The organism is Mesorhizobium sp. WSM4849, from assembly GCF_055811385.1.
The window spans coordinates 204,939-218,448 of the sequence record NZ_JBVVPW010000012.1; the positions used below are offsets into that span (position 1 = coordinate 204,939).

A 13,510-nucleotide genomic window follows, 5' to 3' on the forward strand; every position below is an offset into this window, starting at 1 on the left:
GCAAGGGCCGCTTCGGGCAGGACACCGAATGCAAACGAAGTGCCGGTCGCTTTTTTCACAGGCGATGCCGCAAGCTCCGCGGATCGCGGCGGCTTGCGGCGTCTAGGTTGAGCGAGAATTCGGAGCCGACCGCAGCCACCATGCAGACCTATGATTTTATCATCGTCGGCTCCGGCTCGGCCGGTTCGGTTCTGGCCGAAAGACTGTCGGCTTCCGGCCGCTTCTCGGTGTTGGTGATCGAAGCCGGCGGCACCGACCGGCGTTTCTACGTGCAGATGCCGCTCGGCTACGGCAAGACCTTCTTCGACCCGGCGGTCAACTGGAACTACAGGACCGAGCCGGACCCGGGGCTCGCCGGCAATGTCGACCACTGGCCGCGCGGCAAGCTGCTCGGCGGCTCGAGTTCGATCAACGCCATGGTCTGGATCCGCGGCGCGCGCGAGGATTTCGACGCTTGGGCAGCGGCCGGCAACCCCGGCTGGGGCTTCGATGACCTGCTGCCCGTCTTCAAGGCGCTCGAGGACAATCAGGCCGGCGCCGACCAGTGGCGCGGCGTTGGCGGCCCGCTGCATATCACCGACTGCTCGACCTCAGTCCATCCGCTCACCAAGCGCTATCTGGCGGCCGCCAACCAGGCCGGCCTGCGGTTCAATCCGGATTTCAACGGCGCCTCCCAAGAGGGCGCCGGCATCTATCAGATCACCACCAAAAACGGCCGCCGCATGTCGGCTGCCCGCGCCTTCCTGCGCCCGGCGATGAAGAGAAACAATGTCCGCGTCGAGATCAATGCGCTGGCGACCAGGATCCTGTTCGAGGGCAAGCGCGCCGTTGGCATCGAGTACCTGCAGAACGGTAAGACGAAAACTGTCCGCGCCGGCCGCGAAGTCATCCTGTCGGGCGGCTCGATCAATTCCCCCCAGTTGCTTCAGCTTTCCGGGGTCGGCCCGTCGGCGCTCCTTGGCGCTCTCGGCATTCCCGTCATTCATGCCAATGAGAATGTCGGGGCAAACCTGCAGGACCATGTCGGCATCAACTACACGTATCGGGGCAGGCTGCCGACGCTCAACCAGATCCTGCGTCCCTGGTGGGGCAAGCTCATGGTCGGCATGCAATACATGCTGATGCGCTCCGGCCCGCTGTCGCTGTCGATGAACAATGCCGGCGGCTTCTTCCGCACCGACCCGGCTCTTTCACGGCCCAACATGCAGCTTTATTTCCAGGCGTTCTCGACCGTCATCCCGAAGAGCGGCGAACGCCCGATCCTGACCCCAGATCCGTGGCCGGGCTTTTCCATCGGCCTGTCCAACTGCCGTCCATCGAGCCGTGGCGGGATCATGATCCGCTCCGCCAATCCGCGCGATTATCCGAAGATCGTCGCCAATGCCTTTTCGACCGAGGCTGATATCGCCGAAATGCTGGCGGCGGTGAAGTTCATCCGGAAGATCGCCGCCATGCCGGCGATGGCCGAGATCATCGAGGAAGAGGTTTTGCCGGGCCCATCAATCACCTCGGACACGGATCTCATTCAGGATTTCAGGAAACGTTCGGGCACCGTCTACCACCCGGTCTCGACATGTCGCATGGGACCGGACGCTGCGCGCGCCGTTGTCGACCCGCGCCTGACAGTTCACGGCCTCGCCGGCTTGCGCGTCATCGACGCCTCGATCTTTCCCGACAGCATCACCGGCAACACCAACGCCGCCTCGATCATGACCGGATGGAAGGGCGCCGAACTGGTTCTGGAGGATCAAAAATGAAAATCACCGAGGTGAAGACCTGGGTTGTCGGCAATCCGCCGCCCGGCATCGGCGGCAAGTATTTCATCTTCGTCAAGCTCACCACCGACGGCGGCGTGGTCGGCTATGGCGAGGCCTACAACGCCACCTTCTCGGCTCATGTCACCGCGAAAATGGTCGAGGACATGGCCGAACGCTATCTCGTCGGCCGCGATCCGCACGACATCGAGAACTTCTTCCGCCGCGCCTATTCGTCCGGCTTCACCCAGCGCCCAGACGTTTCCGGCATGGGCTGTTTCTCGGCGCTCGAAATGGCATGCTGGGACATTATCGGCAAGGAGGCCGACAAGCCGGTCTACAAGCTGCTCGGCGGGCAGGTGCACGAAACGCTGCGTTCCTATACCTACCTCTATCCGCACAGCGGCAGCGTCCACTCGGAGGATGCGCGCGGCAAGAACGTCTACAACGATCCCGATCTGGCGGCCGAATGCGCGCTCGAATATGTCGAGCAGGGTTTTAATGCCGTCAAGCTCGATCCGGCCGGCCCCTACACCGCCTTTGACGGTCACCAGCCGCGTCTCGTCGACATCGATCTCTCCGCCCGCATGATCAAGGCGATACGCGAGGCGGTCGGCACAAGGGCCGACATCCTGTTCGGCACGCATGGCCAGTTCACCGCATCGGGCGCGCTGCGCATGGCCCGCGCCATCGAACCTTACGACCCGCTGTGGTTCGAGGAACCGGTGCCGCCCGACATGCCGGAAGTGATGGCACAGGTGGCGCGCGGCACGCCGATCCCGATCGCCACCGGCGAACGGCTGACGACCAAGTTCGAATTCGCCCGTGTTATCGAGAACCGCGCGGCGACCATTTTGCAACCTGACCTCGGCCGCTCCGGCGGCATTCTCGAAACCAAGAAGATCGCCGCCATGGCCGAGGCCTATCACATCCAGATCGCACCGCACTGCTATTGCGGGCCGATCGTCGGTGCGGCCAACATCCAGCTAGCCGTGACCTTGCCCAACTTCCTCATCCTGGAATCGCTGAAGCAGTGGGACGGTTTTCACGAAAAGCTGCTGAAGAAGAAGATCGAGTGGCAGGACGGCAACGTCATTCCGTCGAAGGAACCGGGCCTTGGTGTCGAGCTCGACGAAGCCGTCTGCGAGGCGCATCCCTGGACCGGTACGGACCTGCATCTGCAGATGATGCAGACGCCGTTGATGCCGTGAGCGCGCGCGAGCGGTACGCCTTCATCGGCCTTGGCCATCTCGGCGCTCACCTCGTCGCCAGCCTGATCCGCAATGGTTTCACCATCACCGTCTTCGACCGCGATCCCGCGGCTGTCGAGCGCCTTTTGACGCTCGGCGCGACCGCCGCAAAGAGCCCAGCCGAGGCGGCCGCCCTGGCCGGCAACGCCATCACATGCCTGCCGTCGCCTGATATCAGCGAGGCGGTGCTGGCCGGTCCCGGCGGATTGCTCGAAGGCCTGCCCAAGGGCGGAAGCTGGATCGAGATGTCGACCAATGGCCAAGACGAGATTGTGCGCCTTGCATTCCTGGCTTCGGCAAGCGGCGTCGAGACGCTCGAATGTCCAGTTACTGGCGGCGTGCATCTGGCGGCCGTCGGCAAGATCACCGCACTGGTCGGCGGCGATCCGGCACTCTATAAGCGCCACCGTCCGGCCATCGACGCGATGTGCGCAAGGTCTTTCCTGATGGGGCCGATCGGTTCGGCGGCGGTGATCAAGGTCATCACCAACATGCTGGCCTTCATCCATCTCGTCGCCGCCGGCGAAGCGCTCATGCTGGCCAGGAAGGGCGGGCTGGATCTTGCCCAGTCCTACCACGCCATATCAGCCTCGTCCGGCAACAGCTTCGTCCACGAGACCGAGAGTCAGCTGGTGCTGAACGGCTCCTACGATATCGGTTTCACCATGGACCTCGCATTGAAGGACCTGGGCTTCGCACTGGACATGGCCGAGAAATTCGGCGTGCCGCTCGAGCTTGCCTCGCGCGTCAACGCCATATTCGAACAAGGCAAGAACACCTATGGCGGCAGCGCCTGGTCGACCATGATCGTCAAGCTTCTGGAAGATGCGGTCGGGACCGACCTTCGTGCGCCTGGTTTCCCCGCCAAGGTCGACGTCTGACATCAGGTAATTGTCACGCGATTTCAGTACATTGACTGGATCGCCGAAATCACGCCCGTAACGACCTGAATCAGTCTCTCAGCGCGTTGATTCAATACCTCAGCGTAAGCGCGCCCGGCAGGATCTCGAAGGTCGCCGGTATGCGCCCCGGCGATTCACCGTCTACGTCGACCAGCGCGCCGTTCTTCTGGACATCGCCCAACGGTTCGACAACCACTTTCTTGCCGCGCAAAATGGTGATCGCCGGATGGTTGCGATGCCGCCCGCCATAGAGCAGACGGATATCCCAGATCAGTTTCAACTTGCCCGCCGCCCGCAGGATGACGATGTCGAACTGCCCGTCGTCCAGTTCGGCATCCGGCGCGATCATCATGCCGCCGCCGAAGAACTTTCCGTTGGCCACCGCCACCAGCGCCACGCGCGCCTCGACCGGGACGCCGTCGTCGACGGTGATCACAACGTCCTGGAACCGGTAGCGCATGAATTCCCACACGGTGCGCCAGTAGAACAGCGCCTTGGCCGACACCTTGCCCTTGCGCTTGTCGGCGTTGACCGCCCGGTCGGTAGCGCCCGAAAGACCGAGGCTGGCAATGTTGATGAAATGACGGCTGGCCAGCGCGCCATGGTCATCTACATAGGAGATGCGGCCCGCATCGACCCTGCGAGCCTTGGCCTCGGCGATGCGCTTCAGCGTCAAGTCGACCTCGTCCGAAAGACCGAGCCCGCGGGCGAAATCGATGCCGGCGCCGCAAGGCAGCAGGCCAAGCTCGGCCGTCCGGCCGCTTTCTGCAAACGCCTGCAGCAGCCCGTCGGCCACTTCGCTGGCGGTGCCGTCGCCGCCCGCCGCGATCACCAGGTCGAAGCCGCTGGCGGCAAGGACGAGCGCCAGCCGTTCGGCATCGCCGGTCGCCTGCGTTTCGCGCAGCTCGAAATCGCCGAAATATTTCCTGAGCGAAGCACTGACCTCCGGCCAATGCCGTTTGAGCCGGCCGCCACCGGCAATCGGATTGAGAACCACCCCGACCTTCAAGAACGCCCTCCCCAAAGGACGGCAACGACACTGCTGTCCTAAAATCCTTTGCCGGCATTGAAGCCCGCGCCGCTCTGTGGGGCAAGGGCCGAATGTTCGATCTTGCTGCTCGCCGCAGATGAGGGCGTGATCCGCCCCTGCATCTCGTCGAAAAAAAACGCTCGGCCGCCGAGTTCAGTCCCCGATAATCCCGCTATCCACAGGCTCGTGGCTGTTTCGCCAAACGCTTATCCCCCGTATGTTAAACCCATCTCAGGCGGCTACCGATCGCCAAGTCGAAAGGCAAAGCGAAACGGCGGATTTCCTGAGGCCCGTACGGCCCCGAACGAAAGCAGGCTTGCCTGATTTGAGGAGGGATGCCGAGACCTACGGGGCCGCGGAAAGCGTGCGAACGCCTACGGCGGACCGATGCTGCCATGAAGGACGGCAAAAACCTTCGATGGCGCGCTGGACGAAGCTCGCAAGGGTGGAACTGGCGAGGTCCCGAACGGACGCTGCCCTCGGGCGGTGACTGGCAGGACCGTCAACATCAAGGCCGGCATGGCGCGACGTCTTTACGGAAGTTGCTGCCGCGACCGTGTCCTGATCTGACAGGGAGGCGCCGGGAGAAATCCCGGCGCCGACTGTCGTTTGGGCTTCTCTCGCGATTTGACCGCCAGGCTCACGCGCATCGGATCGACTACGATCGCCCCGGACGGAAACTTCCTGACGTTGATTCAGAAGCTTTGCAGCAGACGTCAAGTCGAACACATCTACGATTGGTGAGACCTTTCGGCCACAGTCAGCAATGGTGAAAGGTTCCGTGGCGTACCCTTCACGCTCATTCCATAATCGCGGCCAAATCCCGCCTTGTTCCACGGTGATTGACGATGCCTGAGCGTCGCGCATCCTGTTCGGTCACGCGAAGAACCCCGGCGGTATTTTTCAAGCAACTCGAAGGGACAAGACCGTGATCAAGACCGCCCTTGTCGCCATGACCATCGTCGGCTGCGACTGCGATGCCAGGCTTTGCGAATATATTGGCGAGACGCCGGCCAAGTGGTCGACCATCGCCGATTGCGAAGCGGCCATGAAAAGCCAGACGTTGCACGCGCGCAATTTCAACTACCCGCTGATCTCGGGCATATGTCGCACGACGCAAACGCCGTCATCGCAGCTTGCCGCGACGGCCTCAATGCCCGCGTTGACGACGGCAGCGCAGACAGGCACCGACCCGCTCCCCTTGGAATTGAGCCATCGGCCCAACGTTGCTGTCGGATCGCAGGCAACGGCGACGGAAACAGAAGCTGCCACACCGGTTGCCTATGACTCTGTGGTCGATAGCGGACGCCCGGTGCTGTATCGCACAAAGAACGGCTACGGCGTCGTCAAGACAGACCTTGGCCGCGCCGCATCCGCGACCATCGGCATGGCCAAGCGGTCGGCGAATTGGCTGGCGGCCAAGATGCCCGGCGGCTAACCCGCTGCCTCGTCCTTTGCACCGATCTTGCGCACCAGCGCAGCCGTCGCCAGCATCGCGCCGATGTCTGATATCATCGGCGCGACATGCTTGGCGTAGTCGAGCGGCACCGAGATATCAGGCAGCTCGAAAAAATCCTTCGTCTGCGGCAACAGTAGAAAACCATCGCTACCATTGAGCGCAACCCGCGCTGGATCATCGGGCCATGTCTCGCTGAGCCATGTGAGTGCCTGCGCCAGCCTGCCGCTCACCAGCGGCTGCGCCGCCTCGACATTGTCGGTGCGGAAGTCGTAGGCGGCATCGAGCTCGGGCACGCCGCATGACAATTCTTGCATCCTGCTGGCGAACATGCCGCGGAAGAACCCGACGGCCATGTCAGTCCGGCGGGCGGCCACCAATATGCCGGGGAACGGCACGATCGTCTCGAAGGCAACGACGATCCCCTTGAATGCTATCGTGCCGCTCTTGCCCGTGCCTTGCCGGAGATCCGCTTCGTAAAGCTCGAACGGAAATCCCTCGTAGCGGCCGGATACGATGTCGTCGAAGCGCTTGGTGTTGAAAGTGCCGATCGTCTCGCGCGGCAGCCGATCGAACGAATTCGGCGTCACATCATGCTGGTAGCGCATGTCCTCGATGAAACCGAAGATGATCGGCAGCAGCGTCTTGCGGAACGATTGCTGCAATGTGCTCGTCGGCTTGATCGCCTGGAAATAGAGCAGGATCGCCGCCACGAACCCGATGACATAGAGGAACACATGCGGAGTCGAGAACCATTGCTCGTGTGGATCGGCAATCATGTTGAAAAGCCAGGCCACCAGCGCCACGAACACCAGCACCAGGCCGACGAACAGCGGCACCCGCCAGCGGACTTGCCAGTAGGCCGAAGCCCTTTCGGCCTCGTAGGCCGCGAGATTGCTCTTGATGCCGGCGATGTCAGTATCATCAGGCATGAAATCCGCTGCTTCCATCGCCATCCCACCGTCGAAAGACCGAACACCCAGCTCGGACAATAGCCGATCTTGCGAAAAGTCGCGCGACTACAGCGTTGGGATGGTGGTGAGCCCACACGATTTATCTGAGCCATCAGTCAACTGTGGCCATCAATTCCCGTTACCAAAAACCGCAACGAAACGGTCCGTAACGTTTTGCCTTAATGCGCCCTCCAGCGCCTCAAAGGGAACCAGCCGCTCATGATCGCCGGCGCGCAGCCGCATGAAGGGATGCAGCCGGTAGGCGGCAATGGCGCCACGCGTGTCGGCATCAGCGCTGACATCGGCGGTCAGGATGCCGCCGATGCGGCCGGGCCATGGCTGTCGCGCCAAGGCGGTGCCAAGAAAATCGCCGAGCCCATAGGCGACGAGCGCCTTGCCGATCCGTTCCACCGGCTGCACGACATGGGCATGATGGCCAGCGATCAGCCCGACGCCTTGCGCGGCCAAATACCGTGCCAGTGCCCGCGTTTCAGCCTGTGGAAAATGCCGGAATTCCCAATCCCAGTGTGGCACGGCACAGGTGAGGTCGACGGCGGCGCCGCGCGGCCATCGTGCCGGGTCGCCTTGCATCGACACACGGCCCGCGAACGCAGCCGCGCCGGCATTGCGCCACAGCGTGAAAGCGGCGAAGCCTATTGTCAGCGGCCCGACCGCAAGGCGTTCGACCGGATCGCCGGCGGCGGTACCGACGCTGCGGATGCCGAGACGATTCAGCGCCGCCACGGTCTCGTCGAAACCCTCGACGCCTTGATCGAGCACATGATTGTTGGCGAGCGACAGCACCAGTTTCTCGCGCGAGATGCCGACGGCCGCCAGCGTCTCGGCAAGAAACCGCTCGGTCATGGCGTGACGGGTGCCAAGCTTCGTGCCCATCGCCGCGCTCGGTCGCTCCACCACCGGGCTTTCGCAATTGCCGACCACCAGATCGGCGGAGCCGAGCAACGTGGCGATCGCCGGGTCGCATTGCGGCGCACTGCGATTGGCCACCGCCGAGATATCGCCGACAAAGGCGAGCCGCGCCGTCCGCTCAGGCGGCGGCTCGATCATCGTTCCTGCCGCCGGTGCAAAACCACGAGCGTCGCCGCCGAGCGTCGGCTTCAGGAAACGCGGCAGCCAAGACAATTTGTAGGAAAGCGGATAGTTCGACACGCGCAGCCTGTACCGGAATGAACTGCTACGGTAGACGATGCGCCCGATATAGCGAAGCGCCTCTGTTCGGAATCGTGCGGACAAGGCGCGGCACGCGACTTGCGTGTATGCTTGCCGCCGAACAGCATACCGGAGGACCAAGATGACGCGATTTTCGAGCCTGCTGGCATCCGCCCTTATTCTGCTGCTGCCGGTTGCTTCTGCCGGTGCCGCAGCCCCCGAACCGGCCGCCCTGTTCGAGGCAAAAACCGTAGCCGACCGCGACAGCACGCTTACCGCGTTGGAAGCCGCTGCGCCCACTGATCCCGCGTCGGCCTACGCCGCGGGCGCCGGCCAATTCTTCACCGCGCTGGAGATCCTGGCCGGCGGCCTGCACCGGCACGGTTTCGAAAGCCCGCAATCATTCATACTGCCGCTGATGCGGCTGCCGGTGCCGGATAATCCCAATCCCGAGCCGCTGACCTACGACGACTTCCGCGCCATCCTGGTCGCCTTCCGCGATCGGTTGGAAAAGTCCGCCGCCACGCTTGGATCCGTGCCTGCCGATGCCGACATCGGCATGGAGGTCGACCTCACACGTCTCGGCATCGACCTCAACGAGGATGGCCAGATCGCGCCGGACGAAAGCGCCGCCGCGATCATGGCATCGCTGTCACGCGGCGGCGCGCCAGACCCGGCCGCACCCGCCCTCACCTTCCGCTTCGACCGCGCCGATGGCTACTGGCTGCAGGGCTATGCCGAATTCCTGATGGCGCAGGCCGATTTCTGGCTCGCCCATGATTTCAGGAACGCCTTCGACGGTTCGTTCCACATGCTGTTCCCGCGCGCCAAACTGCCTCTGCAGGACACGCTCGTTCCGCTGGACGGCGGCATGAGCGGCGGCATGTTGTCGTCCGAATGGCGCATCGCCGATTTCATCTCGCTGGTCCATCTGGTCAACTGGCCGGTGGTCGAACCGGAGCGGCGGCAGGCGGCGCGCCGCCATCTCATGGAAATGATCCGGCTGTCCCGCGAAGACTGGAAGGCGATCCGCGCCGAGACCGACAACGACCGCGAATGGCTGCCTGGCCCGCAACAGAAAGGCGCCAGCCCGCTCACCGGCCTGGAAGTCGGCGAGGAGCAGGTCCAAGCCTGGCACGCCGCGCTTGATATGGCCGAGGACCTGCTCGAAGGCCGCATCTTGCTGCCGCATTTCCGCTTCGCCGACAAAGGCATCAATATGAAGCGCTTCTTTGACGAACCAAAGCCCTTCGACCTGGTGCTATCGATCACCGGCCCGGCTATCGCGCCCTATCTCGAGAGCGGAAAGATCCTCACCAGCGAAGAGTTCGACCAGATCCAGCGCCAGTTCGGCGGCGCCGGGTTTTTGACATTTGCGCTGTGGTTCAACTGAGCGCGGTTTCGACATCGCTCCTGACACCCTTGTGTCAGGAGTTTGGTTTCCTCTCGCGCCCCTCGTCACTCCGCTCTTTCCATTTTGGCCGATACCTCCCATATTCGGGGCATGGCCAAACTTTCTGATAAAAAAACGCCGCCGCCGGCGCGTGATGATCGTGCTTCGCCGCCCAAGCGGCGCAGCCCGTTGACCGATTTCCTCGATGCGTCGGAGCCGCTGCACAAGGGCGGTTTTGCCGAGACGCCGCAGACCGAGTTTTCAGGCGCGCCGCTGACCGGCTCGATCGCCGATTGGGCCGAGCAGATCGAGCAGGAAGCCGAAAAGGAAGGGCGCCAAGTCTCCCCCCTTGAGGGGGAGATGTCGCCGAAGGCGAGAGAGGGGGTCGGCAAAGGAAGCGCTCAACATAAGGCATCGCCGAGCGCTGCCGCACCGACCCCACCCGGCGGCTCCGCCGCCGCCCTCCCCTCGAGGGGGAGAGAAGGCGCCAAGCAAAAGAAGATCCCCGAACGCTCCTCCTCCCCCGGCCGCACGGCGCGGGGCACCTCAATGGGCGGCGCGGCGTCGGCGCGGGAGCGCACCGCAGCCGGTCTCAATCCAGTTGCCGGCCTCGATGTTTCGCTGGAGGAAGCCGAGACCATGGCCTCCGGCGGCGTCACCGCCACCGTTGCGGCGCTGTCGGCGCTGATCGAATCCGGCAACCCGCTGCACAAAGACGGCGTGCTGTGGACGCCGCACCGCCCTGCCCGGCCTGAAAAGTCCGAAGGCGGCATCGTCATCACGATGGTGTCGGATTTCGAGCCGGCCGGCGACCAGCCGACGGCGATCAAGGATCTGGTGGAAGGCGTCAACGACAACGACCGCACCCAGGTGCTGCTCGGCGTCACCGGCTCGGGAAAAACCTTCACCATGGCCAAGGTGATCGAGGAGACGCAGCGCCCTGCTTTGATCCTCGCCCCCAACAAGACGCTGGCTGCGCAGCTCTATTCCGAGTTCAAGAAATTCTTCCCGGAAAACGCCGTCGAGTATTTCGTCTCCTACTACGACTATTACCAGCCGGAAGCCTATGTGCCCCGGACGGATACCTTCATCGAAAAGGAATCCTCGATCAACGAGCAGATCGACCGCATGCGCCATTCGGCGACGCGCTCGCTGCTGGAGCGCGACGACGTCATCATCGTCGCCTCGGTGTCCTGCATCTACGGTATCGGCTCGGTCGAGACCTACACGGCGATGACCTTCCAGATGCAGATCGGTGATCGGCTCGACCAGCGCGCGCTGCTCGCCGATCTCGTCGCCCAGCAATACAAGCGGCAGGATATCAATTTCGTGCGCGGCTCATTCCGCGTGCGCGGCGACACGATCGAGATATTCCCTGCCCACTTGGAAGACCGCGCCTGGCGCATTTCGCTGTTCGGCGACGAGATCGAGGCGATCACCGAGTTCGACCCACTGACCGGCCAGAAGACCGGCGAGCTGAAGAGCGTCAAGATCTACGCCAATTCGCACTATGTGACGCCGCGCCCGACGTTGAACCAGGCCATCAAGTCGATCAAGGAAGAGCTCAAGCACCGACTGGTCGAACTCGAACGGGCAGGACGCCTGCTCGAGGCGCAGCGGCTGGAGCAGCGCACCCGCTTTGATCTGGAGATGCTTGAGGCGACCGGTTCCTGTGCTGGCATCGAGAACTATTCGCGCTATCTCACCGGCCGCCAGCCGGGCGATCCGCCGCCGACCTTGTTCGAGTACATCCCCGACAACGCGCTGGTCTTCATCGACGAAAGCCATGTCACCATACCGCAGATCGGCGGCATGTATCGCGGCGACTTTCGCCGCAAGGCGACGCTGGCCGAGTACGGCTTCCGTCTGCCGTCCTGCATGGACAACCGGCCGTTGCGCTTCGAGGAATGGGACGCCATGCGCCCGCTCTCCGTCGCGGTTTCAGCGACGCCTGGCGCCTGGGAGATGGAGCAGTCCGGCGGCGTCTTTGCCGAGCAGGTCATCCGCCCGACCGGCCTGATCGATCCGCCGGTCGAGGTGCGCCCGGCCAAGACCCAGGTCGATGATGTCGTCGGCGAAATCCGCGAAACCACCAAGGCCGGCTACCGTACGCTGGTCACCGTGCTGACCAAGCGCATGGCCGAGGACCTGACCGAATATTTGCACGAGCAGGGCATTCGCGTCCGCTACATGCACTCCGACATCGACACGCTGGAGCGCATCGAGATCCTGCGTGACCTGCGCCTCGGCGCCTTCGACGTGCTGGTCGGCATCAACCTTTTGCGCGAAGGTCTCGACATTCCCGAATGCGGCTTCGTTGCCATTCTCGATGCCGACAAGGAGGGCTTCCTGCGCTCCGAAACTTCGCTGATCCAGACCATCGGCCGCGCCGCCAGAAACGTCGACGGCAAGGTCATCCTCTACGCCGACCAGGTCACCGGCTCGATGGAGCGGGCGATGGCCGAGACCAACCGCCGTCGCGAAAAGCAGATGGAGTGGAACGCGGCCAACGGCATCACGCCGGAATCGGTCAAGTCGCGCATCTCCGACATCCTGGACTCGGTCTACGAGAAGGATCATGTCCGCGCCGACATCTCGCAGTTCACCGACAGCGCCGGCGCCATGATGGGCAACAATCTGAAAGCCCATCTCGACGCGATGGACAAGCAGATGCGCGACGCCGCCGCCAATCTCGACTTCGAAAAGGCGGCCCGCATCCGCGACGAGATCAAGCGGCTGCGCGAGATGGAACTGTCCATCTCCGACGATCCGCTGGCCAAATATGCCGATATGGAAAGCCCGGTTTCGGGCCGCGAGAAGGGCAAGCACAACAAGGGCCGCGCCATTCACCGCACGGTCGACGATGACGGCAAGGGTCTCTTCCGCAAGCCCGCGCTCGACGAGATGGGCGCAGACGGCGCCGTGCCGGTCAAGAAGCCGCTATTCGCCAAGCCTTCGCTCGATGCGATGGGTCCGGGCTCCGACATGCCGACGCCCGCCGGGGCGGTGTCGCGCTCGCTGTTCAAGAAACAGTCGGCCGAAGAGGCGCACGGCTCCGATTTCGGCATCCCCGGCGACTCGACCAAGCCGCTGTTCAAGAAGAACTCGCTCGACGAGATGACCGTGCGCCGGACCGAAAAGCCTGTTGAGGGCGACAAGCCAGTCAAGCGCGAACGTGCCGGCATCGGTTCCTACGAAGATCCAGCCGATGCCCGCCGTGAAAAGCGCCGGCCGGGTAAGACGGGCAGGCCGGGACGGTAGGGCAGGCAATTGCTTCAAATTTGCGCTGCTCACCACGTTCCAGCGTTGATGATTGGCGAAGCCGAAGCGACATCCGATCTCCCCCGCAAGGGGGGAGATCGGCAGCTTCGCCGACAGTGCCTGCTCCGGAGATCGGCGCTACCGCTTGTCTGAAGCCCTATTGGCGGTGCCGCTTGCCATCGGCCCTGCCCCTGGTGTAGCCAGTTTCCATAACTCAACGTCTTGAAAGGAGGGGCTGCGTGACTTTCGACCACCACCGTCAGCAGTTGTGTGCGTCAAGTTCTGCAAAAATGGCGTGGCATTCAGCGGTGACGTTGGCGTGTCCGCCGCGCAGCCCCCGT

General features: G+C 63.3%; 9 protein-coding genes. 6 read left to right on the top strand and 3 right to left on the bottom strand.

What is annotated here, in order from left to right; translation table 11 throughout:
* The first annotated feature begins 140 nt into the window (after positions 1 to 140).
* The 3 genes from AC0L3L_RS16120 to AC0L3L_RS16130 are packed head-to-tail and all read left to right on the top strand — an operon-like array spanning position 141 to position 3,885.
* Positions 141 to 1,757, top strand: coding sequence for a GMC family oxidoreductase (locus AC0L3L_RS16120; RefSeq protein WP_473638293.1), 1,617 nt, complete (start codon positions 141 to 143; stop codon positions 1,755 to 1,757).
* Complete coding sequence (locus tag AC0L3L_RS16125; RefSeq protein WP_473638287.1) at positions 1,754 to 2,965, top strand: mandelate racemase/muconate lactonizing enzyme family protein; 1,212 nt, start codon at positions 1,754 to 1,756, stop codon at positions 2,963 to 2,965. Before AC0L3L_RS16120 ends, AC0L3L_RS16125 begins: the two co-directional genes overlap by 4 nt.
* Entirely contained in the window at positions 2,962 to 3,885 is a 924-nt protein-coding gene (locus AC0L3L_RS16130; RefSeq protein WP_473527738.1) for an NAD(P)-dependent oxidoreductase, read from the top strand. The genes AC0L3L_RS16125 and AC0L3L_RS16130 overlap by 4 nt, the downstream gene beginning before the upstream one ends.
* A gap of 91 nt (positions 3,886 to 3,976) precedes the next feature.
* Here AC0L3L_RS16130 and AC0L3L_RS16135 read toward each other — a convergent pair whose 3' ends face one another.
* Entirely contained in the window at positions 3,977 to 4,915 is a 939-nt protein-coding gene (locus AC0L3L_RS16135) for a diacylglycerol/lipid kinase family protein (protein ID WP_473488722.1), read from the bottom strand.
* Between the two features lie 949 nt (positions 4,916 to 5,864).
* Between AC0L3L_RS16135 and AC0L3L_RS16140 the strand changes: the two genes are divergently transcribed.
* On the top strand, positions 5,865 to 6,374 hold the full coding sequence (locus tag AC0L3L_RS16140; protein WP_473638288.1) for a hypothetical protein: 510 nt from the start codon (positions 5,865 to 5,867) through the stop codon (positions 6,372 to 6,374).
* On the opposite strand, the gene AC0L3L_RS16145 is transcribed toward AC0L3L_RS16140, so the two are convergent.
* A complete protein-coding gene (locus tag AC0L3L_RS16145) occupies positions 6,371 to 7,342 on the bottom strand; it encodes a hypothetical protein (RefSeq protein WP_473638294.1) in 972 nt (323 codons plus the stop codon). The two genes, AC0L3L_RS16140 and AC0L3L_RS16145, sit on opposite strands and share 4 nt — an antisense overlap.
* A 132-nt stretch (positions 7,343 to 7,474) precedes the next feature.
* A complete protein-coding gene (locus AC0L3L_RS16150) occupies positions 7,475 to 8,515 on the bottom strand; it encodes a CapA family protein (RefSeq protein WP_473638295.1) in 1,041 nt (346 codons plus the stop codon).
* 142 nt (positions 8,516 to 8,657) lie between these two features.
* On the opposite strand from AC0L3L_RS16150, the gene AC0L3L_RS16155 reads away from it, so the two are divergent.
* Together AC0L3L_RS16155 and uvrB are read left to right on the top strand one after the other, a co-directional pair.
* Positions 8,658 to 9,908, top strand: coding sequence for a hypothetical protein (locus AC0L3L_RS16155; protein WP_473638289.1), 1,251 nt, complete (start codon positions 8,658 to 8,660; stop codon positions 9,906 to 9,908).
* Positions 9,909 to 10,019: 111 nt separating this feature from the next.
* A complete protein-coding gene (gene uvrB / locus AC0L3L_RS16160; RefSeq protein ID WP_473638290.1) occupies positions 10,020 to 13,169 on the top strand; it encodes an excinuclease ABC subunit UvrB in 3,150 nt (1,049 codons plus the stop codon).
* Positions 13,170 to 13,510: the final 341 nt, after the last annotated feature.

What these genes read in the sequence shown, in the direction of transcription:
- uvrB (WP_473638290.1), top strand. Translation starts at nt 10,020, where the DNA reads ATGGCCAAACTTTCTGATAAAAAAACGCCGCCGCCGGCGCGTGATGAT.
- AC0L3L_RS16120 (WP_473638293.1), top strand. Translation starts at nt 141, where the DNA reads ATGCAGACCTATGATTTTATCATCGTCGGCTCCGGCTCGGCCGGTTCG.
- AC0L3L_RS16145 (WP_473638294.1), bottom strand. Translation starts at nt 7,342, where the DNA reads ATGGAAGCAGCGGATTTCATGCCTGATGATACTGACATCGCCGGCATC.
- AC0L3L_RS16125 (WP_473638287.1), top strand. Translation starts at nt 1,754, where the DNA reads ATGAAAATCACCGAGGTGAAGACCTGGGTTGTCGGCAATCCGCCGCCC.
- AC0L3L_RS16155 (WP_473638289.1), top strand. Translation starts at nt 8,658, where the DNA reads ATGACGCGATTTTCGAGCCTGCTGGCATCCGCCCTTATTCTGCTGCTG.